We start from the raw sequence: 22,267 nt of genomic DNA on the forward strand, positions 1-22,267 counted from the left end.
GTGTCCGTCCCTGGTGTTTCCGGATGCCCGGTGGACGCGGTGTCAGCTGCGCTTGTTGTTCTTGGCGTTCGGGTCCTCGGTCGCCTTGTTTACCGCAGCCTGGGCCCGCTTGATCCATTCCTTGGGCTGGATGCGCTTCGCCATCAGCTCATTGGACGCGTTCTCCAGCTCGGTACCCATCGCGCTGTACCAGTCGCCGTAGCGGTAGTTGAACGTGTTGTCCCCGGCCGCCTTGAGGGCGGCGACGGCCGACTGGGTGCCCGGGCGGAGCTTGACCGCCGGGTCCACGCCGTCCTTGAGGACGGTGAGGGAGTTGGCCTGCTGGGCGAAGAGGGTCGACCACTCGCGGGACAGCATCGAGCGGAGGAACTCCAGGCCACCGGCCTTGTTGGCGGCCTTCTCCGGGACGATGAAGGGCTCGCCGGCGCCGGCGCGGATGGCCTCGAAGGGCAGCTTCGAGCCGGGCAGCACCGGCATCGGCAGGAACTGCATGTCGAAGTCTTCGGGGGTCTGCTTGAGCTGCTCGTTCTCCAGCCAGGAGCCGGAGGTGATGAAGGCGGCCTTGTACTGGTTCCACTGGGTCTGGGACTCGGTGTGCGTCAGGCCGTTGGTGCCCGGCATGAGCAGGTCCTTCTCGACCAGCTCGTAGACCGCCTCGACGGCCTCCAGGGCGATCGGGTTGTCCGCGAAGGCGTTCGGCTCCAGGTTGTCGATCGCCTTCATGGCATCCAGGCCGCCCTTCTTGGCGATCAGGTCCATGATGGCGACGTTGATGTAGTACGGGTACTTGCCCTGGTGGGCCAGACCGCCGATGCCGGCCGCCTTGGCCTTCTGACAGATGTCCATGAACTCGGCCCAGGTCTTCGGCGCGGCCCAGCCCTTCTCCTTGAAGAGCTTGCCCGAGTACCACAGGCCCCAGACCGTGTAGACGTACTGCAGGGCGACGAACTTGCCGCCGATCATGCCGCCTTCGATGGTGCCGGGCATCAGCGTGTCCCGGACCTTCTTGGCCGGGTCGTCGAGCGACGGGGCGTCGAGCACCACGGTGAGGTCGGCGAGCTGGTTGCCCTTGGCGAGCACGTCCAGCTTGATCTGCTGGGCGCCGGAGTCGTCGACGACGTCCGGCGGGTTGCCGCCGTTGAAGCGGGGCTGCAGCTTGGAGGTGATCTCCTGGGTGGAGAGGTGCGAGGAAGTGGTGCCCCACTTCTTGTCGAACGCCGCTTCCCAGGCCTTGGCGTAGTCGTCGCCGTAGCCGCCCTTGAAGACGACCACGTCGAGCTTGCCGCCCTTGGCGACGCCGAACGGGTTCTCCTTGGTGACGGCCACCTTGGACTCGTTGCCCTTGGTGGTCTCTTCGGAGCCGGAGGCGCACGCGGACAGGAAGCTCATCGTCGGTACGGCGATCAGTCCGAGTGCCGCGGAGCGCTTGATCAGGTCCCGGCGGCCGAAGCCCTCACCGTTGCTGTTCTCGCCGTGGGCGGAGGTGGATCCCATGCTCAAGTCCTCGCCTTCGTCAGGAGTGTGAAGGAGGAAGGAAAGTGCGACTGCTGCCGCCCAGCGGACATCACCGCAGGTCCCCGCCATCCCCCCGTCCGAGGCCGCTCGTTTCGCGGTGACCCGGACGGGCACAGGTATAGTCCACTTCCGCTCCTGTGAGCAAGATCATGTACCGGTATGGGCCCCTACTTTTCCGAGTTGAGACCTCACCGTCACCTGAGCCGGACCGTCGGAGCCGCCCGCAGAAACGGAAGGGCCGTACCCCCTTAACGGAGGTACGGCCCTTTGGTGCCGGTATGCGCCGTGTGCTTAGCCGCGGATGAGGTTGCGGAGCACGTACTGCATGATGCCGCCGTTGCGGTAGTAGTCGGCCTCGCCCGGGGTGTCGATGCGGACGACCGCGTCGAACTCCACGCCGGTGTCGGTGGTCACCTTGACCGTGCGCGGGGTGGTGCCGTTGTTCAGCTCCTCCACACCGGTGAAGGAGAAGGACTCCTCGCCGGTGAGGCCCAGGGAGGCCGCCGTGACGCCCTCGGGGTACTGCAGGGGCAGGACGCCCATGCCGATCAGGTTGGAGCGGTGGATGCGCTCGTAGGACTCCGCGATGACGGCCTTGACGCCGAGCAGGGCGGTGCCCTTGGCGGCCCAGTCGCGCGACGAGCCCGAGCCGTACTCCTTGCCCGCCAGGATGACCAGCGGGATGCCGGCGGCCTGGTAGTTCTGCGAGGCGTCGTAGATGAAGGAGACCGGCGCGCCCTCGACCGTGAAGTCGCGGGTGAAGCCGCCCTCGGTGCCCGCCGCGATCTGGTTGCGGAGGCGAATGTTGGCGAACGTACCGCGGATCATGACCTCGTGGTTTCCGCGGCGGGAACCGTACGAGTTGAAGTCGCGGCGCTCGACGCCGTGCTCCGTGAGGTACTTGCCGGCCGGGGTGTCGGCCTTGATCGCACCGGCCGGGGAGATGTGGTCGGTGGTGACCGAGTCGCCCAGCTTCGCCAGCACACGGGCGCCGGCGATGTCGGAGACCGGGGTGGTCTCCATCGTCATGCCCTCGAAGTAAGGGGGCTTGCGCACGTAGGTGGACTGCGGGTCCCACTCGAAGGTGTTGCCCGTCGGGATCGACAGCGCCTGCCACTGGGCGTCGCCCGCGAAGACGTCCTGGTAGGACTTGCTGAACATGTCTTCGCCGATCGCGTTCGCGACGACGTCGTTGACCTCGGCCTCGGTGGGCCAGATGTCCTTCAGGAAGACCGGGTTGCCCTCGGAGTCGGTGGCGATGGCGTCCCGGGTGATGTCCACCTTCATGGAGCCCGCGATGGCGTACGCGACGACCAGCGGCGGGGAGGCCAGGTAGTTCATCTTGACGTCGGGGTTGATGCGGCCCTCGAAGTTGCGGTTGCCCGAGAGGACCGAGGTGACCGCGAGGTCGGCGTCGTTGATCGCCTTGGAGATCTCCTCCTCCAGCGGACCCGAGTTGCCGATGCAGGTGGTGCAGCCGTACCCGACGAGGTTGAAGCCCATCTTGTCGAGGTACGGGGTCAGGCCGGCCTTGTCGAAGTAGTCGGTGACGACCTTCGAGCCCGGGGCCAGGGTGGTCTTGACCCACGGCTTGCGGGCGAGGCCCTTCTCGACGGCCTTCTTCGCCACGAGCGCCGCGGCGACCATGACGTAGGGGTTCGAGGTGTTGGTGCACGAGGTGATCGCGGCGACGGTGACGGCGCCGTGGTCGATCTCGAAGGAGGTGCCGTCGGCCAGGGTCACCGGGGTGGGCTTGCTGGGAACGCCGTTGGCCGCCGCCGGGGAGTCGGACGCCGGGAAGGACTCCTTGCCGGCCTCCTCGTCGTCGGAGACGTAGTTGCGCACGTCCTGGGCGAACTGCTGGGAGGCGTTCGCGAGGATGATGCGGTCCTGCGGGCGCTTGGGGCCGGCGATGGAGGGGACGACCGTGGAGAGGTCGAGCTCCAGCTTCTCGGAGAAGTCCGGCTCGGCGGCCGGGTCCAGCCACAGGCCCTGGGCCTTGGCGTACGCCTCGACGAGCGCGACCTGCTGGGCGTCGCGGCCGGTCAGGCGCAGGTACTTCAGGGTCTCGTCGTCGATCGGGAAGATCGCGGCGGTGGAACCGAACTCCGGCGACATGTTGCCGATGGTGGCGCGGTTCGCGAGGGAGGTGGCGGCGACGCCCTCACCGTAGAACTCGACGAACTTGCCGACGACGCCGTGCTTGCGGAGCATCTCGGTGATGGTCAGCACGAGGTCGGTGGCGGTGGTGCCGGCCGGCAGCTCGCCGGTCAGCTTGAAGCCCACGACGCGCGGGATCAGCATGGAGACCGGCTGGCCGAGCATCGCGGCCTCGGCCTCGATGCCGCCGACGCCCCAGCCCAGTACGCCCAGGCCGTTGACCATCGTGGTGTGCGAGTCGGTGCCGACGAGGGTGTCGGGGTACGCCTGGCCGTTGCGGACCATGACCGTACGGGCCAGGTGCTCGATGTTGACCTGGTGGACGATGCCGGTGCCCGGGGGGACGACCTTGAAGTCGTCGAAGGCGGTCTGGCCCCAGCGCAGGAACTGGTAGCGCTCCTTGTTGCGGCCGTACTCCAGCTCGACGTTCTGGCTGAACGCCTCGGCCGTGCCGAACTTGTCGGCGATGACCGAGTGGTCGATGACCATCTCGGCGGGCGAGAGCGGGTTGATCTTCGCCGGGTCGCCGCCGAGGGCCTTCACGGCCTCGCGCATGGTGGCGAGGTCCACGACGCAGGGAACGCCGGTGAAGTCCTGCATGATCACGCGGGCCGGCGTGAACTGGATCTCCTCGCTGGGCTGGGCCTGCGAGTCCCAGTTTCCGAGCGACCGGATGTGGTCGGCGGTGATGTTCGCGCCGTCCTCGGTACGGAGCAGGTTCTCCAGCAGGACCTTCAGGCTGTAGGGAAGGCGGGCGGAGCCCTCGACCTTGTCCAGCTTGAAGATCTCGTACGACTCGTCGCCCACCTGCAGCGTGCTGCGGGCGTCGAAGCTGTTCGCCGACACGACAGTCTCCTTCATGCATGAATTCGCGCGTATTGCCGCAATCCTGCCGCGAGGCACTCTGGCCTTTCCGCTAAGGTGAGGCTAAGTTAGGTAACCCTTACCAGCGGGGCGGCTGCGGCACGTCCGGGGCAGATATCTCGATGTCGAGATAACTCTAGTACATGCCGGGGGGCCGGGACGAGGCACGCACCCTGAGGCCCGCCGGAACGGTGAGCCGCCCAGTGGATTGCGCATGTCCGGATTCGATGAGCTTGACCAGGGACGAAACCGCCGATTCCGCGATCCGCTCAGGATCGAAGGTGACGGTGGTCACGGCAGGATCGTTCTCGGCGTACGCCGGGTCCTCGCTGGCACAGACCAGCAGCAGGCCCTTCTCCTCCGGGCCGGGGCCGGATCCCGGTACGGGGGACGGGCCGGGGCCTGGGGACGGGTCGGCGCCGGGGATGGCGATGGCGTGGCGCGCGGCGGCGGCCAGCACCTGCCGGCCCCCCGGGTCGTATACGCAGTACACGGCGTCGGGCCGGTCCGGCCCCGCGAAGGCGGAGTCGAAGGCGTGCCCGGCGTCGTCATTGGGGTCGAAGGGGATCACGAGCGGGACCCGGCGCCGCTCGGCGCACCAGTGTTCATAGGCTGAGGTGACGGCCCCGGTGTAGAACTCCCCGCCGTAGCCCGCCTGCAGCGCGATCCGCCGGGCCCCGGAGGCCGCCAGGTGGTCCAGTACCTCGCGCGTGGTGGCGGTGTGGTCGTTGTCCACCCATACGTCGCCCGGCCGCGGATCGGCGGGAGGCCCGTCGAAGACCACCGGCACCCCCCGCGCCCGCAGTGCGCGCAGCACCGGGTCGTCGGCCGGACTGTCGATCAGCAGCATCCCGTCCACCGCCAGGGTGTGCCACAGCGGCTCGGCGCCGCGGTCGGCGGGCAGCGTGGTCAGGGCGTAGCCGTGGGCGTGCGCCGCCGAGGTCGCGGCGAGGAGCAGCCGGGCGTAGTAGGCGATCTTGGCGAAGTCCCAGGCGAAGCCGGCGTACGTGGTCACGGCGATGCCCAGGCTGCGGTTGTGCGGGCCGCGCCGGGCTCCGTAGCCCAGGCCCCCGGCGACCTCGCGCACCCGGCGGCGGGTGGACTCGCCGACGCGGCCGGTGCCGTTGAGCGCGTGCGAGACGGTCGCGGTGGAGACCTCGGCGGCGCGGGCGATGTCGGCCAGGGTCGGACCGGGCACGGGCGCGGGCGCGGGCATCGGGACATGTCCGGGTGCGTGAAGGAAGGGGACGGGCACGGCGCCATCGTACGGATTTCGTCGCCGGAGGCGGCTTCTGGTTAACCCCTTAACCAAACAACGTCCTGCCACACCAACGTTTGGAGTGTGCATGCGTCCTTCTCCCTCCCCCCGGTCCCCGCTGTCCGACCGCTCCCCCCTGTCCCGCCGGGGGCTCCTCGCGGCCGCCGGAGCCGCGGGAGCGGCGGGTCTGCTGGGCGCGGCACCCGCCGCGGCCGCGCCCGCCCCGTCCGCCGGCGGGCGGAACTCGGCCGCGCTGGTGATCCGCAACGCCTCGGTTTTCACGGGGGTCCCCGGGACCGAACGCCGGGGCCCCGTGCGGGCCGTCGCGGTCGGCCGGGACGGGAAGATCCTGGCCACCGGGACCGACGCGGCACTGCGCCGGTACGTGGGCCGGGACACCGAGGTGCTCGACGCCCGCGGCAACACCGTGATGAGCGGGATCCACGACGGCCACGTCCACCCGCTCGGGGCCGGCGAGCGCTCGCTGTCCCCCTCCCTGGAGAGTGCGGAGACCACCCCGGCCGAGCTCCTGGAGATCCTGACCGGCTTCCTCGCCGACACCGGCGGCGCGGGCGCCAAGCCCGACGGCTGGCTGGTGGTCGAGGACTGGAACCCGGTCGGGCTGCTCCCCGTGGGCACCGCTCCGCACCACTCGATGCTGGACGCGCTCCCGACCCGGCGGCCGATCGTCCTGATCGGCGGCGACGGACACAACTGCTGGGCCAATCAGCGGGCCCTGGACATCGCCGGGATCACGGCGGCCACGCCCGACCCGGTCGGCGGCAAGGTGGTCAAGGGCGCGGACGGGAAGCCGACGGGGGTCCTCAAGGACGACGCCCAGGGGCTGGTGCGTCACCTGATACCGGAGCACACCCGCGCCGAGCTGGTCGCGGCGTGCGCCGAGGCGCTGGGGCTGGCCGCCGCGTCCGGGATCACCACGATGATGGACGCCCTGGTGGGGCGCCGCGAACTGGAGCTGTACCAGGCGCTCTCCGCGGCGGGCCGGCTGCCACAGCGGATCGTCCCCGCGATCCGGCTGGACGCGGACCAGGCCAAGGACCCGGCGGGCTCGCTGGCGTACGCGCGCGGCCTGCGGCGGGAGTTCGGGGGCGTGCGGGGCCTCCGCTTCGGGATGATCAAGGTGTTCCTCGACGGGGTCATCGAGTACCCGGCGCAGACCGCCGCCCTGCTGGAGCCGTACCTCGACGGGAACGGCAAGCCGACCGCGAACCGGGGCGAGCTCTACACCTCGGCCGCGGACTACGGCCGGCTCAGCGCCGCCTTCAACCGAGCGGGCTGGCAGATGCACGCCCACGGGCTCGGAGACCGGGCGGTGCGCACCGCCCTGGACGGGTACGAGTACGCCCGCAAGGTGACGGGGCGGCGCGACGCCCGCAACGCGGTGGCGCACCTGCAGATCGTGGACCCCGCGGACCTGCGGCGCTTCGCGCGGCTCGGGGTCGCGGCGTGCATGCAGCTCCAGTGGGCCACGCGGGACACCTGGACGGTGGAGGCGCTGCTCCCCTACATCGGGCCCGAGCGGCACCGGTGGCTGTACCCGGCGCGCAGCCTGGAGAGGGCGGGCGCGCGGCTGGCGGGCGGTTCGGACTGGCCGGTGGACGCCCTGCAGGTGTGGAACCAGCTCCGGACGGCGATCGACCGGCAGGGCGCGGTGGGGGCGGGCGAGCTGTACCGGCAGCAGGAGGCGCTGAGCCGGGACACCACGCTGCGGATGCACACCTCGGGAACGGCGTGGCAGCTCCGCCAGGAGGAGCTGACCGGAACGCTGGAGCCGGGCAAGGCGGCGGACCTGGTGGTCCTGGACCGGGACGTGACGCGCTGTCCGGTGGCCGACATCAGCGGGACGGGCGTACGCATGACCCTGGTCGGCGGCCGTGTCGTGCACGAAGCGGATTCGGCGTCGGGCCGGGCGGCTTCGGCCCGGCTGGCCCGCGCGGCGGCGGCGGGCGCGCGCCCGGCCTCGTACGCCTCGGTCCACGGCGGTGGCGGCAAGGGCCGGCACCACGCCTGCGGGCACTGAGCGAGCCGGGTTCCGGGTCGGGGCCACGCGTGGCCCCGGCCCGGCCGGTCAGCCCGCAAGGCCGTGGCGCGCGGCCCAGGCCGTGACGGCGGCGGCGATCTCCTCGGGCCGGTCCTCAGGGCAGAGGTGCGCGGCGGCGCCGCAGTACTCGCTCTCCAGCGCGGAGATGTTCTCCTCGCTCCACGCGACCAGCTCGGGGCCGACCATCAGGGCGGGCGAGCCGTCGAAGTGGAGCAGGAGCTTGGGCACCTGCGGGCTGGCGGCCAGCCAGGCGTCGTAGGCCTCGACCCGGGCGACCACGTCGGCCGGTTCGCCGCCGATCGGCAGGGAGCGGGCGAAGCGGAGCAGGGGGACCCGGCTCTCGGGGGTGGGGTAGGGGGCGGCGTAGACGGCGTGGTCGGCCTCGCTCATCGTGTTCAGCACGGTCTTGCCGATGCTGTCCTCGATGAAGAGGTTCCGCTCCAGGATCATCTCCTCCCCCACTCCCGGGGTACGGATCGCCTCGAACCGGGCGCGGGCCGCGGGCGGGTACTCCTCCCAGGTCATCGGCCGCAGGATCGTCTCCATGAAGGCGAGGCCGCGGACCTGCTCCGGGCGGCGGGCGGCCAGGTCGAAGGCGAGCGCCCCGCCCCAGTCCTGTCCGACGAGGACGAACTCGTCGAGGCCGAGGGCGTCGAACCAGGCTTCGAGGTAGCGGGCGTGGTCGGCGAAGCGGTACTCGCCGCCGGGCTTGCCGGAGCGGCCCATCCCGATGAGGTCGGGGGCGAGGACGCGGACCCGGCCCCCGATCCGGGGCAGTACGCCCCGCCACAGGTGGGAGGAGGTCGGGTTGCCGTGCAGGAAGACGAAGGGGACGCCGTCGGGGGCGCCGAGCTCCTCGTAGTACACGGTCGAGTCGAGTACGTCGATGACGGGCATGGGGAACCATCCGTTTCATTTCGTTGGTGTCACGAACGTTCGTGACACCAACGAACTTAAATCGTTAGTGCTCCGAACGCAAGGGGTACGATCCCGCCATGACCACGGAAGAGGACCAGGGCGCCTCCGCCCTCCCGGAGCGACTGCGCGAACTGCCCAGCCGACTGCTCTCCCAGGCCTCGGCGCACGCCACACGGCTCGTCACCGAGGGGCTGAGCGGGGCGGACGCCCGCAAATGGCACTACGCGACCCTGGTGGCCCTGGACGAGTTCGGGCCCGCGAGCCAGGCGGCCCTGAGCGGCCGCACCGACATCCACCGCAGCGACCTGGTCGCCGTCATCAACGAACTCGCCGCGCGCGAGCTGGTCGAGAGGACCCCCGACCCCGCCGACCGGCGGCGCAACGTCATCACCCTCACGACCGCCGGCCGGCGCCGCCTGCGCAAGCTGGAGCAACTGCTCGCCGCGGCCCAGGAGGAGCTTCTGTCCCCTTTGTCCGCGCCGGAGCGCGAGCAGCTCGTCGACCTGCTCGGGCGGCTCGTCGCGCACCACGCACGCGGCGGCCCCACGATGGGAGCTGACGGGCGGTAAGTCCGCTTTCGGGTACGTTGACACCCGTCTGCCACGCCCAGCGCGGGCAACATCTCATATCTGAGATACGGTGCATCCATGGCAGACGACTACCTCGTACGCATCGGCAAGCTCATCCGTGACGCCCGGCAGCACCGGGGCTGGACACAGAGTCAGCTCGCGGACGCTCTCGGCACCAGCCAGAGCGCCGTGAACCGAATCGAGCGCGGCAACCAGAACATCAGCCTTGAGATGATCGCCCGCATCGGGGAAGCCCTCGACAGCGAAATCGTCTCCCTGGGCTACGCCGGTCCGATGCACCTGCGCGTGGTCGGCGGCCGCCGCCTGTCCGGCGCCATCGACGTCAAGACGAGCAAGAACGCGTGCGTGGCCCTGCTGTGCGCCTCGCTGCTCAACAAGGGCCGCACCGTCCTTCGCCGGGTCGCCCGCATCGAGGAGGTCTACCGCCTCCTGGAGGTCCTGAACTCCATCGGCGTCCGCACCCGCTGGATCAACGACGGCGTCGACCTGGAACTCGTACCGCCGGCCCGCCTCGACATGGACGCCATGGACGCGGACGCGGCGCGCCGCACCCGCAGCATCATCATGTTCCTCGGTCCCCTCCTGCACCGGATGGACCACTTCAAGCTGCCCTACGCGGGCGGTTGCGACCTCGGCACCCGCACCATCGAGCCGCACATGATCGCCCTGCGCCGCTTCGGCCTGGACATCACCGCGACCGAGGGCATCTACCACGCCCAGGTCGAGGCCGGGATCTCCCCGGACCGCCCGATCGTGCTGACCGAGCGCGGGGACACCGTCACCGAGAACGCGCTGCTCGCCGCCGCCCGGCACGACGGCACCACCGTCATCCGCAACGCCTCCTCCAACTACATGGTCCAGGACCTGTGCTTCTTCCTGGAGGCGCTCGGCGTCCGGGTCGACGGCGTCGGCACCACCACCCTGACGGTCCACGGCGTCCCGAACATCGACGTGGACGTGGACTACTCCCCCTCGGAGGACCCGGTCGAGGCGATGAGCCTGCTGGCCGCCGCCGTGGTCACGGAATCCGAGCTGACGATCCGCCGGGTCCCCATCGAGTTCATGGAGATCGAGCTCGCGGTCCTGGAGGAGATGGGCCTCGACCACGACCGCTCCCCCGAGTACACCGCCGACAACGGCCGCACCCGCCTGGTGGACCTCACCGTCCGCCCGTCGAAGCTCGAAGCGCCGATCGACAAGATCCACCCGATGCCCTTCCCCGGGCTGAACATCGACAACGTCCCCTTCTTCGCCGCCATCGCGGCCGTGGCACAGGGTCAGACCCTGATCCACGACTGGGTGTACGACAACCGCGCCATCTACCTCACGGACCTCAACCGCCTCGGCGGCCGCCTCCAGCTCCTGGACCCCCACCGCGTCCTGGTCGAGGGCCCCACCCGCTGGCGCGCGGCGGAGATGATGTGCCCGCCGGCCCTGCGCCCCGCGGTGGTCGTCCTCCTGGCGATGATGGCGGCCGAGGGCACCTCGGTCCTGCGCAACGTCTACGTCATCAACCGCGGCTACGAGGAACTGGCGGAGCGCCTCAACTCGGTGGGCGCGCAGATCGAGATCTTCCGCGACATCTGACAAAAGGACGCCGCCACACCTCATTTGACCTGCCAAAGGCGAGTCAGCACGGGGTGCGGCGGTGTCTGTGCGAATTCTCCGGGACTTTGGGGCGCTTCCTGGTCTTGGCCGCCCCGGGCGGGTCTACCTGAACACGGTGCTCTCGTCGACCTGCGCAGCACGACCCACCGCGTTCGCGACGCTCCACCGCCAAGTACAGCAATGCGCGAACGCAATCGATGGTCCACACGATCCCCGGTTTCGGAAACCGGGGATCGCGGCGTACGCATCCGTCAGCAGACGGCGGTGAATTACCCGGAAAGGTCACCGCAGGAAGTCCGGCTCCTCGCGCGGGTCGGGGACCGGGGCCCAGCCCGCCTCCGCATGCTTGTAGGTCCAGCGCGGGCCCTCGCTCAACAGGCCGGCCAGTGCCGTGAGCAGTCGTTCGACGTGCTCGGGCGTCGTTCCCAGGCCGACGCTGGCGCGCAGGGCGCGGCTGGGGCCCTCGGTGTCGCCGACGAGGTGCCGCACGACCTGGTGGGCGCAGAACGCGCCGTGCCGGATGCCGATTCCGTGCTCGGCGGCGAGTACGGCGGCCAGGAGTTCCTGGTCGGCCGGGTTTCCGGTGCGGTCCACGACGGTGAAGGCCACGACGCCGACCCTCGGGTGGTCCGGGCCCCACATCCCGAGCAGGCGCACGCCGGGTATCTCCCCGAGGCCCCGGCGCAGCCGGTCGGCGAGCTCCCGCTCGTGTTCCGTGATCGCTTCCCAGCCGGTGGCCGCCAGGGTGTCGCAGGCGACGGCCAGCGCGTGGGCGCCCACGACGTTCGGAGTGCCCGCCTCGTGCCGGTGGGGCAGCTCCGCCCAGGTCACCGTCTCCCGGCCGGCCTCCTCGGCGACGAGCGCGGAGGCCCCGCCGCCGGCCAGGTAGGGTTCGGCCGCTTCCAGCCAGTCCGGGGCGCCGACGAGGACGCCCGCGCCGAAGGGGGCGTAGAGCTTGTGCCCGGAGAACGCCACCCAGTCCACGCCCAGGGCGGTCATGTCCAGGGGCTGGTGCGGCACCAGCTGTGCGGCGTCGAGCACCACGCGGGCGCCGTGCCGGTGGGCCACCTCGGCCAGTGCGGCCACGGGCCACACCTCGCCGGTGACGTTGGAGACGGCGGTGATCACCACGAGCCGGGGCCCGTCCGGGGCGGCGGCCAGCACGGCGTCGAGCAGGCGCAGCGCGTCGTCCGGGCCGGCCGGCATCCCCAGCCGGCGAACCTCGGCGTCGCGCCACGGCAGCAGGGCGGCGTGGTGGTCGGCCGAGAAGCGGAACACCGTGGTGCCCGGCGGCAGCGCGCGCGCCAGGAGGTTGAGCGAGTCGGTGGTGTTGCGGGTGAACAGGACGCAGTCGTCGGGCCCGGCTCCCACGAACGAGCGCACCGAGGCCCTGGCCCGCTCGTAGACCCGCGTGGACACGCCGGAGGTGAACCCGGAGCCCCGGTGCACGCTGCTGTACCAGGGCAGGAAACGGTTCACCTCGTCCTGGACGGCGGTGAGGCACGGAGCGCTGGCGGCGTGGTCGAGATTGGCGTCGGGCACCCACCGTCCGTCGACCAGCGGTACCAGCAGTCGCGCTCCCACAATTCCGGGAATGCGGTCGGCACCGGCCGTCACACATGACTCCATTAACATATCAAGCCTCCATTGTCATTTGCGTGTGCGCGGCTACTCGATTCACACGGACCGGAGCTGATGGCCCCCTTTGCGCCTTTTGCGTGGTCGGCACAGAAGACGTACAAAGTCTTTACCCTTGCGCGTCCGGGTGAGCCACCCGTACGCAAGGAAGCGCCCGCGCCTACGGGACGTCGGCGGCGCCGATGCGGAGCTGACCTGAGAAGATTTCCCGAACCACCCTCCCGGTCCGCCCACTTGACGCGGCTTCCCCGGACGGTGCCGCGCGCGGCAGGTGCGATCGAAGCGGGGGGACGAACCGCCCACCCCCGGACTCCGCACCATGCCCCACACCCATGCTCCACTTTCCCAGTGGCCGAATCAATGCCTCATCCATTAACATGTAGAGACTGCGTTAAGCTAAACATGATGAATCGAGGGGGAATTCAGATCATGGGGGATCCGACAATTCACCAGCTGAGATTACTGCTCGTCTTAGCCGAGGAACTTCACTTCAAGAACGCGGCCGATAAGCTCTTCCTCACCCAGTCCGCACTGAGCCAGCAGATCCGCTCACTGGAACACCGGCTCGGCGTGACGCTCTTCACCCGCACCAGCCGACGCGTCGAGATGACCCCCACGGGCACCGCGCTGCTCCCCCTGGCCGAGAAGGTCGTCAACGCGACGGAAAACCTCCGCCTCGCGGCATCCCGCTCCGCGATCGGCGACACCCGGCTGAGGCTCGGCGTGTGCGAGAACGTCGCCGCGCTGGAACCCACCCGGAACGTGCTCGGCGCGATCAGCTCGCTGTACCCCTGTCTGGGCCCCGAGATCCACGTGTTCGACTTCGCCGAGCAGATGATCGCCCTGGAGAACGGCAAGATCGACGCCGCGTTCGCGTACATGCCGGTGCCCAGCGGCCTCGACAGCTACCCGCTGGCCTCGGAGCCGCGCCTGGTGTGCGTCTGCAGCTCGGATCCGCTGGCCACGCGGTCCTCGGTGACCCTGGCGGACCTGGCCGGCCACCCGGTGGTCAGTCTGGCGCCGGAGATGTTCCAGGAGGGCCGCGACTACTGGGCCGCCGACCCGCGCCCGGACGGCTCCCCCGTCCTCTACACCGACCACCGCGTCACGAGATTCGAGTCGCTGCTGTCGATGGCCTCCTTCGGCGGGGCCATCGCCTTCGTACCGGCCGCGGCGGCGCGCCTCTACCCCCGCCCCGACCTCCGCTACCTGCCCGTGCGGGACCTGACGGACTGCACCCTGAGCATGGTCTGGCCCAAGGCGGACGGCAAGAAGCCGCACATCTCCGCCCTGAAGGATATCTGCGAGCAAGTGCGCCGCCGGAGCCTGCCGGTGGGCACCGAGCAGGACCTCACGCGGCCGATGGAGCTGGAAGCCGCCTACTGCTGAGCGGCGCTCGCCGTCATGGAGGCCTGGTAGGCGGTGGATCGCGGTCGCCACACCGCCTACCAGGAGCTTCATCGTCGGGTGCGGTCTGATCCCGACCGCTCGAACCGGCCGCCGTAGAACACCAGGGCCTCGTCCTCGTAACCGGTGACGGAGGAGAGCACCTCGCCGAGGAACAGCGAGTGGTCCCCGGCGACGTGTGATTCGACCAGTTTGCATTCCAGCCACGCCAGTGCGCCGGGCAGCAGCGGCGCACCGGTCAGCGGGCCCGGATTCCAGTCGATGCCCTCGAACTGGGCCATGCCCAGCGGCCGGGACTTGTCGGCGAAGTGCCGGGCGGCAGGCTCTTGGTCCGCGCTCAGTATCGAGACGCCGAAGCTCCGCGCCCTGATGAGGCTGCCGTGCATCACCGCCGTGTGGGAGACGCAGCACTGGACGAGCGGAGGGTCGAGCGAGACCGACCCGAAGGCGTTGGCGGTCATCGCGTGGACCTCGGGCGCGCCGACCGAGAGCACGACGACGCCCGAGGCAAAGGTAGACATCGTATGTCGAAACGAATCCTGAACGGACCGTCCCCCGTATTCGGACACCGATACTCCTTCCTGACAGCTGAACAGCTGGATCTGTGGACGGACGGGTACTAGATCGAGGGGAGCCGCTCTCCCCCGTGGTGCCGGATGGCGAGGCCGGCCAGTTCCTTTACGCGGGCCGCCGGCACCGCGACGCCCGAGGTCTCCTCGAACCAGCGCTGCAGGACCTCTGGCTGCGCTCCCCACGGCGGCATCCCGGGGAAGTACGGCCGCACGTAGACCGGCGTGCCGGGTTCACTGCGCCAGCTGTCGGCGAGAGTGCCGATGTCCACCGTGTCGTAGCCGAGTACGTCCAGCAGCGCGGCCACCTCGGCCTTGGCCGTCGGGTCGTCGCCGGCGACCGGCAGTGCGTTGCGGTCCGGCGACCCGGCGGGCCGGGCGGCGGTCAGCAGGCTGATGAAGAAGATGTTGTTGCACGCCTTGACCACGCGGGAATCGGCCAGGTGACGCTGCACCAGGGTGCTGGAGGTCGCCTCGCGGCTGTCCAGCGCGGCGAGGGCCCCGTCGCGCTCCGGGTAGTAGTTCATGGTGTCGATCACCGTCTTGCCCGCCAGCGCCTGGGCGGGAAGCCGGTCGTAGGCGTGCAGCGGGATGGTCGCCACCACCAGGTCGCCGGCCCGGGCGGCTTCGGCGGGGGTGGCCGCGCGGGCCCGCGGTCCGAGTTCGGCGACGAGGTCGGCGAGGGTCTCGGGGCCACGGGAGTTGCTCAGTACGACGTCCAGCCCGGCCGCCACGGCCAGCCGGGCCAGCATGCCCCCGATCATGCCGCTGCCGATCAGCCCCAGGGTCTTGGTCACGATGTCACTTCTCCATTTCGGTAGGTAGGCCGGTCAGCGCCCTGGATCGGGCCCCGTTACGCGAACGGGGTCACGGTGTTCTCGGCACCCACCAGAGCGGCGCCGTACACCTCCAGGTTGACCTGCGGGATGAGCATGCCGTGGCGGGCGGCAACGCTGGCATCGCGCCAGATCCGCTGCAGCGGGCTCGCGTCGGCCAGGCCGCTCGAGCCGTGGGCGGTCATCAGCGTCTCCAGGGCCCGGTTCACGTGGCGGGCGGCCACGGCGCCGTCGGCGCGGTAGCGGGCGCGGAGCAGTTCCGAGGGGTAGCTGACCTCGCTCGCGTGGTGGTCGAGGCCGTCCGCGGCGCGGTAGGCGTGCAGTTCGGCGCTGTCCAGAGCGGTGGCGGCCTCGGCGATCTGCAGCTGGAAGCCCACGGAGTCGCTCTGGCGCGCGAAGTTGGTGAAGGCGATGCCCTTGTGGCCGGCGCCTTCGATGACGTGGTTCAGGGCCGCGCGCCCGAGCCCGAGCTGGGGACCGGCGACCATCATCACCAGTGAGGGCACGATCGCCGCGCGGTAGGAAGCGGCGAGGGTGTCGGTGACGTTCGCACCGCCCACCAGCGGGGCGAGCTTGAGCACCCGGTGGTCCGGGACGAACACGTCGTCGATCACGTAGCGGTTGCTGCCGGTCGAGCGCATGCCCGCCATGTGCCACTCGTCCACGATCTCGTAGTCCTCGCGCGGTACGAGGAGAGCCGCGGGACCGTCTTCGAGGACGACGGACGCTATGACCCACGACGCGTGCCATATCCCGGACGCGTAGCTCCAGCCCCCGCTGAGCCGGAATCCGCCCGGCACCCGGCGGACCGGGCCGTCGGGCTTGAGGGTGCCGCTGACCAGGGCGTCGGGGGTCTGGCCCCACACGTCGTCCTGCGCCTGCTCGGGGAACAGGGAGACGCACCAGGCGTTGCCGTTCCACAGGGAAGTCAGCCAGCCGGCGCCGCCGTCGATCGCGGCGACGGCGGACGCCACCTCGAGGTGGGTGCGGATCGAGGCCTCACCGCCCCCGTAGCGCTTGGGCATCGCGGCGCGGAACACGCCCGCCTCCTGCATCGCCGCCACGGTGTCGTCGGCGAGCCGACGGTCGGCGTCGGCCCGGGCGGCGGCGCCCTGCAGACGCGGCGCCAGGGCGGCTATGGCGGCCAGGACGTCGGAGCTCATTGCGAACCTCTTCTTCCGGATCGGGCCACGGCCACCGCGGAGGGCGGCCGTGGTTCGGGGCATGTCGTTCATGGGGCGCCGGGCGCTCCGGACGGGGCGCGGCCGCTTCAGAGCGAGCCGTCACCGCGTTCCACGGGCACTCCCAGCAGCGAGCCGTACTCGCCCCAGGAGCCGTCGTAGTTCTTCACGTCGGGCCAGCCGAGCAGCTCGCTCAGGACGAACCACGAGTGGGCCGAGCGGGCGCCCACCCAGCAGTAGGTGATGGATCCGCGCTCCGGGTCCAGGCGCCCGTAGATCCGGCGCAGTTCTTCCTCGGACTTCAGGGCTCCGTCCTCGTCGAGGACGGAGTCCCATTCGAGGTTGACCGCACCGGGTACGTGACCGGCGCGCTGTGCCACGTCGTGCGGGCTGTTGCCCGGGGTGAACGCCTCGCCGGCGAAGCCCGGTGCGAAGATGCGGCCCGCGTACTCGTCGGGGGTGCGCACGTCGAGCAGGTTCTTGGCGCCGATCGCGGCGAGTACGTCGTCGCGGGTGGCCCGGATCGAGGTGTCGGGCTCCTCGGCCCGGTAGCCGGTGGCCGGGCGGACGGTCTCATCGGAGGTGAGGGGGCGGCCGTCTCGCTGCCACTTCTCCCGCCCGCCGTCGAGCAGTCGGACCGACCGGTGGCCGTAGAGCCTGAAGTACCACAGCGTCAGGGCCGCGAGGAGGTTCGAGTTCACCGAGTAGACCACGACGGTGTCCTCGTTCCCGATGCCCTTCGCGCTCAGCAGCTCCTCGAAGGCACCGCGGTCGATGACGCCCAGCCTGATTGCGTCCTGGAATTCGTCCCAGCCGATCCAGACGGCACCGGGAACGTGCCCCTTCTGGAAGTCGGCGTCGCTGTTCCCGGTTTCGACGAAGACCGTTCCGGGATCGGTGAGGTGGGCCGCGGCCCATTCACCGGTGACGACAGCTGATGCACGAGCCATGCTGTGCTCCTTCTTCGGCGGGCGGGTCAGGCGACCGAGGCCTCGGTGTCGGCTCCGGCTCCGGCTCCGGCTCCGGCTCCGGCTCCGGCTCCCTTGGCCACGGCCGTACGGGTGTCCCGGTACCAGGCGAACGCGCTGACCAGGATTCCGAGGAAGGTGACGCCGGCCGCCACCGGGTAGATGGCGCGCAGGCCGAGGTCGCTGTCGATGATCCGGCCGCCGATCCACGAGGCGAAGGCCGCCGCGAGCTGGTAGGCGGAGGAGTTCACCGCGAGGGCGAGCGTGGGCGCCGACGTGGCGGTGCCCAGGACCCGGGCCTGAGTGCCGGGGACGATCGAGAAGCCCAGCGCGCCGAGCACGAAGACCATGATTCCGGAGCCGACGATGCTGTCGCCGACGGCCCACATCACCAGCAGGCCCACGGTCAGCGCGGCGAGCAGGCCAACCAGCGAGGGCATCAGCGCCCGGTCCGCCAGCTTGCCGCCGGCGAGGTTGCCCACGGTCGCGCCGACGCCGTAGACCAGCAGCAGGATCGGGACCGAGGAGACGGCGTACCCGGAGATGTCGACCAGGAGCGGCGAGAAGTAGGTGAAGACCATGAGCAGGCCCGCGTTGCCGACGACGGTGACCAGGATGGCCAGCTGTACGGGGGCGTTGCGCAGCACCTTCAGTTCGCCGAAGGCCGAAGTGGTCGTGTCGTTGGCGACGGGGGGCACGAACTGCATGACCATCACCAGGCCGAGGGCGCAGATGACGGCGATGGCGACGAACGTCGCACGCCAGCCGAACTCGTTGCCGACGAAGGTGCCCAGCGGGGCGCCGAGGATCATCGCCAGGTTCATGCCGAGGATCAGCTTGGAGACGGTGGAGGCCGCCTTCTCCGGTGCCACGGTCGACACTGCGATGACGATCGCGTTGGCGAAGAACGTCGACGTGACCAGGGCCGTGATGACGCGTGCCACGAACTCCACGCTGTAGACCGGCGCGACCGCGGAGACGACGTTGCCGAGAACGGCGATCACCAGCAGCACCATGATCAGCCGCTTTCGCGGGTACCTGGCGGTGAGGGCCGTCACCACCGGGCCACCGAAGATCATTCCGATGGCGTAGGCGGTGACGAGGAGGCCGGCTGCCGGAATGGAGACGCCGAGGCCGTCGGCGACGTCCGGCAGGATTCCGGCGACCACGAACTCACCCGTGGTGATACCGAAAACGCACAGAATTAAGGACACGATACGGATTGGCATGTTCCCTCTCGGACTTTCATCGGGGCGGGGGCCCGGTTGATCGCACAGATATGTGGAAAAGGTCGAGCTGCGGCGGCGGGGGCCGCCTCGGACTCAGCTCTTGAGGAAGGAGTCCACGCCGTCGGGGGTGGACAGCACGGCCCACATCGCGACCGGGTCGTGGAAACCGCCGACGAACGCGTCGGCGATCCTCTTGTCCCCGGCCGCCCGCCCGAACAGTTGCTGGACATGCGGCGGGGGCGGCATCAGGAAGGCGTTGCTCCACTCGACGACATGGCGCGCGTGGTCCCACAGCCGGGCCGACGCGTCGGCGCAGAACGCGGCGTCGAACGGTCCGGCGGCCGAGGCGATGAGCTCGGCCAGGGCGAACGCCGTGTGGGAGCCGAGGTTGGCGCCCTGGGCGGTCAGCGGGTCGTTGGTGATCCAGGCGTCACCGATGGCCAGCGCGCACGTGCCGTCGGCCAGGATCGCCCACCCCTCGCGGACCACCGGTGTGACGGCGCCCTGCGCCAGCTCTCCCGGCGCGATGAGGGCGAACCGGTCGGTGTCCACGCGTGCGCGCAGGCTCGGCGCGAACTCCCCCACCGCCCGCAGGACTTCGCGGTGGAAGCCGGCCGGATCGGCGGCGGAGTCCAGGTGGGCGAGCCCCTCCAGCGGTCCGCCCGGCACCGCTTCGAAGGCCAGCACGTGCGCCGGTCCGAGGCGGGACAGGAAGGGGATCCGCAGGATCTCCCCGGCGCCGGGCACGAAGTGGATGTCCAGCTGGTGCGGGACGTCCTCCTCGATGCCGTGGTAGAAGCCGCTGCACAGGATCCGCTGCGGCGTCGTGTGGGGCGAGCGCCCTTCGTCGACCGGGAACAGGTCCCGCATGGACCGGTTGCCGTTGGCGACCACCACCAGGTCGTGCCGGCGGCCCACCTCGGCCACGTCGGCGGGACCGGTGCGGACGTCCCCGCCGCGCCGGGCGAACTCGTCCAGCAGGTGCGGCAGGTAGAGACGGAAGTCCACCACGCTCGACGGGGGCGTCAGCGACGCGGTGAACTCCAGGTCGCCGCCCTCGCCGTGCATGGTGATCGCCCAGCTGTGCACCCGGGACTCGTCGGACTTCCAGGCCTGGACGCCGAGCGAGTCCTCCCGCTCCTGCGTCGGGGCGAACCGGGCCGGGAAGTTCCGCGGCCGCACCGAGCCGAGCTCCTCGGAGGTCTGCTCGGAGTACAGCGTCACGGGCACGTCGAGCTGCTGGAGGCGCAGGGCCAGCTGCAGCCCGGAGATCCCGGATCCGATGATGCCGATGCCGCTCATGCCGTCACCCGCCCGGCGGTGAAGGAGTCCGAGCCCAGTTCCCCGGCCAGCCAGACCAGGCTCTCCACCGTGTACCCGGCGGCCTCGGGGGACGCCAGGGCGGAGGCGGGGATCAGCACGGGCAACTGGAGTCCGGCGTCGACCAGTTCGCCGATCCGGTCCAGTACGGTCTGCCGGCTGCCCACGATGGCCAGGTCGGTGACCAGCTCGTCGGGGACGACGGCCAGGGCCCGCTCGACCTCCTCGCGTGTCAGCCGGTGCGGCAGCAGGTGCGACAGGCCCTGGTAGTCCTCGCCGAACGGGTGGGCCACGCCGTACTCGCGCCACTGGGCGGCGCCCGCGTGCAAGGCCAGGAAGCTGATCGCCTTGGCCTTGCACAACTCCTGCGCGGCCTCGTCCGTTTCGGCCACGATGACCGGTATGCCGCCCGCGGCGACGATCCGGCCGGGGTCCCGGCCCGCGGCGACGGCGGCTTCCCGTACGACGGCCAGCCGACGGGCGTACTCAGCCGGGCGCATCAGGTCCGAGGGGATCCAGCCGTCACCGTACCGGCCCGCGAGCGCGGTCATACGGGGTCCGCTGCCGCCGACCCAGATCTCCGGGACGCCGCCCCCGGGAGCGCGCAGGTCCATGACGGCCTGGTCCAGGGCGAAGAACTCGCCCTTGAACTCGTACGGCCCCTCGGTGTCGAAGAACATCCGCAGGATCTGCAGGGCCTCCTCGACCCGGCCCACCTTACGGTCGTGCCGGATGCCGTAGGGCTGGAGGTTCTCCTGCGCGCCCGCGCCGATGCCGATGACCGGCGGACGCTCGGTGAACTGCGCCAGGGTCAGCGCGGTCTGCGCCAGCACCGCCGGGTGTCTGCGGTGCGGATCCGTGACGCCCACGGCCAGCCGCACCGGACCGGCGCTCGCGGCGAAGTTGCCGAGCACCGTGGCGAATTCGAGCGACAGGTCGGGGGACGGGAGGACTTCTGCCAAGTAGCTGAAATCACTGTCCCAGGCCTGCCGCGGAAAGACGTTGATCAAGTGGTCGAACACCAGGAAGGTGTCCATCCCAGCGGAGCGCGCGAGTTCGAGCAGACCCCGCCCGCCGTCGACCGGCCCGACGGCGTCCCATGCCAGCCCCACCCTCATAACCCGCTCCTCACGGCCAGTACTTCTCATCCGATTGACTCGTCGGCCGCCGCCCGGGCGGCGGCCGACGCTCCTGCGTGCCTGTTTCACCGGGCCCGGTGCGGGCACGGCGGCCGGGTCGAGAACCGCCGTGCCCGCACCCGGATCCGTCCCTCGGTGGGGGTGCTCCGGTCTCAGATGACCTCGACCCGCTGGAGGTGGCGCTTGGTCGGACCGGTGAACGCGTTCCGCCCGTGGATGAGCGAGAAGTTGTCCGCGATCACGATGTCGCCGGCCTGCCAGTCGTGGTCGTAGCAGTACTCGGGACGGTGGACCCGCTCGGCCAGCTCGGTGAGGAAGGTGTCCTCCTCGGACGCCTCGATCCCGTTCACCTTGACGTAGACCGGGTTCTTGTACGTCTCCGCGGAGAGCGGCTCGGCGAACCGCAGCACGGGCAGGCCGGTGGCCGGGTGCTGGGTGACGAGTCCCTCGGTGACCTCGCCGCCGTAGTGCACGACCTTGTCGGTCGAATAGGTCATGCTGATGCGGCTCCAGCGATCGCGCGTCTCCTCGTCCGCGTCCCGGTAGACGCGCGAGGTGTCGGAGAAGACCGTCTCCCCGCCGACGCCCGGCGTCACGTCCAGGCACTGGAAGAAGAACCAGCGGGGGTCGGCCTCCACGAAGGCGCCGTCCCAGTGGAAGGGCACGTCTCCGCTGTCGAACAGGTAGTTCTTCGGGTTGTCCTCGACCACCAGGTCGACCACCTCACCCGGTTCCCACTTCAGGACCTCGCCCCACTGCCGGCAGTAGTCGGCGAACTCCTGCTTGGCCAGCAGGCTGAAGCCGCGCAGTACCACTACCCGCGACTCCACGGTCCAGCGGGCGAGCGTCTCGACCGGGATGTCCTCGACACGAGCGCCTCCGCCGAGCGCCTCCACGACGCGGCCGAACGGGCGCAGCGGGGTGTGCTTCAGCTTCAGGGTCTCGGTGGAGCCGCAGGGGTAGCTCTTGGTGTCGGGCTTTGATGCGGAATTCGTCAAGGGGTCA

Annotated in this window: 17 protein-coding genes; 4 read left to right on the plus strand and 13 right to left on the minus strand. The window is 70.4% G+C overall.

Going from position 1 to position 22,267, the window contains the following annotated elements; translation table 11 throughout:
• Positions 1–42 precede the first annotated feature (42 nt).
• The 3 genes from ngcE to OG276_RS07590 form a co-directional block, all read right to left on the minus strand.
• Complete coding sequence (gene ngcE / locus OG276_RS07580) at positions 43–1,494, minus strand: N-acetylglucosamine/diacetylchitobiose ABC transporter substrate-binding protein (RefSeq protein ID WP_266903701.1); 1,452 nt, start codon at positions 1,492–1,494, stop codon at positions 43–45.
• A 312-nt stretch (positions 1,495–1,806) separates the two neighbouring features.
• Positions 1,807–4,536, minus strand: a complete 2,730-nt coding sequence (gene acnA / locus OG276_RS07585) for an aconitate hydratase AcnA (protein WP_266903702.1) — start codon at positions 4,534–4,536, stop codon at positions 1,807–1,809.
• 139 nt (positions 4,537–4,675) lie between these two features.
• Complete coding sequence (locus OG276_RS07590) at positions 4,676–5,755, minus strand: LacI family DNA-binding transcriptional regulator (RefSeq protein ID WP_266903703.1); 1,080 nt, start codon at positions 5,753–5,755, stop codon at positions 4,676–4,678.
• Between the two features lie 130 nt (positions 5,756–5,885).
• Here OG276_RS07590 and OG276_RS07595 point away from each other — a divergent pair, with 130 nt between their 5' ends.
• Entirely contained in the window at positions 5,886–7,838 is a 1,953-nt protein-coding gene (locus OG276_RS07595; protein WP_266903704.1) for an amidohydrolase, read from the plus strand.
• A 48-nt stretch (positions 7,839–7,886) separates the two neighbouring features.
• On the opposite strand, the gene OG276_RS07600 is transcribed toward OG276_RS07595, so the two are convergent.
• The gene (locus tag OG276_RS07600) at positions 7,887–8,756 is read right to left on the minus strand and encodes a haloalkane dehalogenase (protein ID WP_266903705.1); all 870 of its coding nucleotides are present in this window, start codon (positions 8,754–8,756) and stop codon (positions 7,887–7,889) included.
• 98 nt (positions 8,757–8,854) lie between these two features.
• Between OG276_RS07600 and OG276_RS07605 the strand changes: the two genes are divergently transcribed.
• The gene (locus tag OG276_RS07605) at positions 8,855–9,346 is read left to right on the plus strand and encodes a MarR family winged helix-turn-helix transcriptional regulator (protein ID WP_266903706.1); all 492 of its coding nucleotides are present in this window, start codon (positions 8,855–8,857) and stop codon (positions 9,344–9,346) included.
• Between the two features lie 78 nt (positions 9,347–9,424).
• Positions 9,425–10,954 carry a UDP-N-acetylglucosamine 1-carboxyvinyltransferase gene (locus tag OG276_RS07610; protein ID WP_243331486.1) on the plus strand — a complete coding sequence of 510 codons (1,530 nt, stop codon included), beginning with the start codon at positions 9,425–9,427 and terminating at the stop codon, positions 10,952–10,954.
• A gap of 303 nt (positions 10,955–11,257) precedes the next feature.
• On the opposite strand, the gene OG276_RS07615 is transcribed toward OG276_RS07610, so the two are convergent.
• Positions 11,258–12,592 carry an aminotransferase class V-fold PLP-dependent enzyme gene (locus tag OG276_RS07615; protein ID WP_266903707.1) on the minus strand — a complete coding sequence of 445 codons (1,335 nt, stop codon included), beginning with the start codon at positions 12,590–12,592 and terminating at the stop codon, positions 11,258–11,260.
• Between the two features lie 450 nt (positions 12,593–13,042).
• Between OG276_RS07615 and OG276_RS07620 the strand changes: the two genes are divergently transcribed.
• Positions 13,043–14,002 (plus strand): LysR family transcriptional regulator, encoded by a 960-nt coding sequence (locus OG276_RS07620; protein WP_266903708.1) that lies wholly within the window; start codon positions 13,043–13,045, stop codon positions 14,000–14,002.
• Between the two features lie 68 nt (positions 14,003–14,070).
• Here OG276_RS07620 and OG276_RS07625 read toward each other — a convergent pair whose 3' ends face one another.
• The 8 genes from OG276_RS07625 to OG276_RS07660 all read right to left on the minus strand — a co-directional run bounded on the left by OG276_RS07625 (position 14,071) and on the right by OG276_RS07660 (position 22,260).
• The gene (locus tag OG276_RS07625) at positions 14,071–14,541 is read right to left on the minus strand and encodes a flavin reductase family protein (RefSeq protein WP_266903709.1); all 471 of its coding nucleotides are present in this window, start codon (positions 14,539–14,541) and stop codon (positions 14,071–14,073) included.
• Between the two features lie 98 nt (positions 14,542–14,639).
• Positions 14,640–15,386 (minus strand): NADPH-dependent F420 reductase, encoded by a 747-nt coding sequence (locus tag OG276_RS07630; protein ID WP_266903710.1) that lies wholly within the window; start codon positions 15,384–15,386, stop codon positions 14,640–14,642.
• A 56-nt stretch (positions 15,387–15,442) separates the two neighbouring features.
• Positions 15,443–16,588: an acyl-CoA dehydrogenase family protein gene (locus tag OG276_RS07635; RefSeq protein WP_266903711.1), complete on the minus strand. Its 1,146-nt coding sequence runs from the start codon at positions 16,586–16,588 to the stop codon at positions 15,443–15,445.
• Between the two features lie 107 nt (positions 16,589–16,695).
• On the minus strand, positions 16,696–17,556 hold the full coding sequence (locus OG276_RS07640) for a sulfurtransferase (protein ID WP_266903712.1): 861 nt from the start codon (positions 17,554–17,556) through the stop codon (positions 16,696–16,698).
• A 26-nt stretch (positions 17,557–17,582) separates the two neighbouring features.
• Positions 17,583–18,803 (minus strand): MFS transporter, encoded by a 1,221-nt coding sequence (locus OG276_RS07645; protein ID WP_266903713.1) that lies wholly within the window; start codon positions 18,801–18,803, stop codon positions 17,583–17,585.
• 93 nt (positions 18,804–18,896) lie between these two features.
• Positions 18,897–20,105, minus strand: coding sequence for a styrene monooxygenase/indole monooxygenase family protein (locus OG276_RS07650; protein ID WP_266903714.1), 1,209 nt, complete (start codon positions 20,103–20,105; stop codon positions 18,897–18,899).
• Positions 20,102–21,241 (minus strand): LLM class flavin-dependent oxidoreductase, encoded by a 1,140-nt coding sequence (locus tag OG276_RS07655; protein ID WP_266903715.1) that lies wholly within the window; start codon positions 21,239–21,241, stop codon positions 20,102–20,104. The genes OG276_RS07650 and OG276_RS07655 overlap by 4 nt, the downstream gene beginning before the upstream one ends.
• A 173-nt stretch (positions 21,242–21,414) precedes the next feature.
• On the minus strand, positions 21,415–22,260 hold the full coding sequence (locus tag OG276_RS07660) for a TauD/TfdA family dioxygenase (protein WP_266903716.1): 846 nt from the start codon (positions 22,258–22,260) through the stop codon (positions 21,415–21,417).
• Between the last annotated feature and the right edge of the window lie 7 nt (positions 22,261–22,267).

Source organism: Streptomyces sp. NBC_00086, assembly GCF_026343255.1.
GTDB lineage: Bacteria > Actinomycetota > Actinomycetes > Streptomycetales > Streptomycetaceae > Streptomyces.

Bases quoted from the DNA above. Each gene is read 5' to 3' on its own strand.
- ngcE (WP_266903701.1), bottom strand. From the start codon at position 1,494: ATGGGATCCACCTCCGCCCACGGCGAGAACAGCAACGGTGAGGGCTTC.
- acnA (WP_266903702.1), bottom strand. From the start codon at position 4,536: ATGAAGGAGACTGTCGTGTCGGCGAACAGCTTCGACGCCCGCAGCACG.
- OG276_RS07590 (WP_266903703.1), bottom strand. From the start codon at position 5,755: ATGCCCGCGCCCGCGCCCGTGCCCGGTCCGACCCTGGCCGACATCGCC.
- OG276_RS07595 (WP_266903704.1), top strand. From the start codon at position 5,886: ATGCGTCCTTCTCCCTCCCCCCGGTCCCCGCTGTCCGACCGCTCCCCC.
- OG276_RS07600 (WP_266903705.1), bottom strand. From the start codon at position 8,756: ATGCCCGTCATCGACGTACTCGACTCGACCGTGTACTACGAGGAGCTC.
- OG276_RS07605 (WP_266903706.1), top strand. From the start codon at position 8,855: ATGACCACGGAAGAGGACCAGGGCGCCTCCGCCCTCCCGGAGCGACTG.
- OG276_RS07610 (WP_243331486.1), top strand. From the start codon at position 9,425: ATGGCAGACGACTACCTCGTACGCATCGGCAAGCTCATCCGTGACGCC.
- OG276_RS07620 (WP_266903708.1), top strand. From the start codon at position 13,043: ATGGGGGATCCGACAATTCACCAGCTGAGATTACTGCTCGTCTTAGCC.
- OG276_RS07625 (WP_266903709.1), bottom strand. From the start codon at position 14,541: ATGTCTACCTTTGCCTCGGGCGTCGTCGTGCTCTCGGTCGGCGCGCCC.
- OG276_RS07635 (WP_266903711.1), bottom strand. From the start codon at position 16,588: ATGAGCTCCGACGTCCTGGCCGCCATAGCCGCCCTGGCGCCGCGTCTG.
- OG276_RS07640 (WP_266903712.1), bottom strand. From the start codon at position 17,556: ATGGCTCGTGCATCAGCTGTCGTCACCGGTGAATGGGCCGCGGCCCAC.
- OG276_RS07645 (WP_266903713.1), bottom strand. From the start codon at position 18,803: ATGCCAATCCGTATCGTGTCCTTAATTCTGTGCGTTTTCGGTATCACC.
- OG276_RS07650 (WP_266903714.1), bottom strand. From the start codon at position 20,105: ATGAGCGGCATCGGCATCATCGGATCCGGGATCTCCGGGCTGCAGCTG.
- OG276_RS07655 (WP_266903715.1), bottom strand. From the start codon at position 21,241: ATGAGGGTGGGGCTGGCATGGGACGCCGTCGGGCCGGTCGACGGCGGG.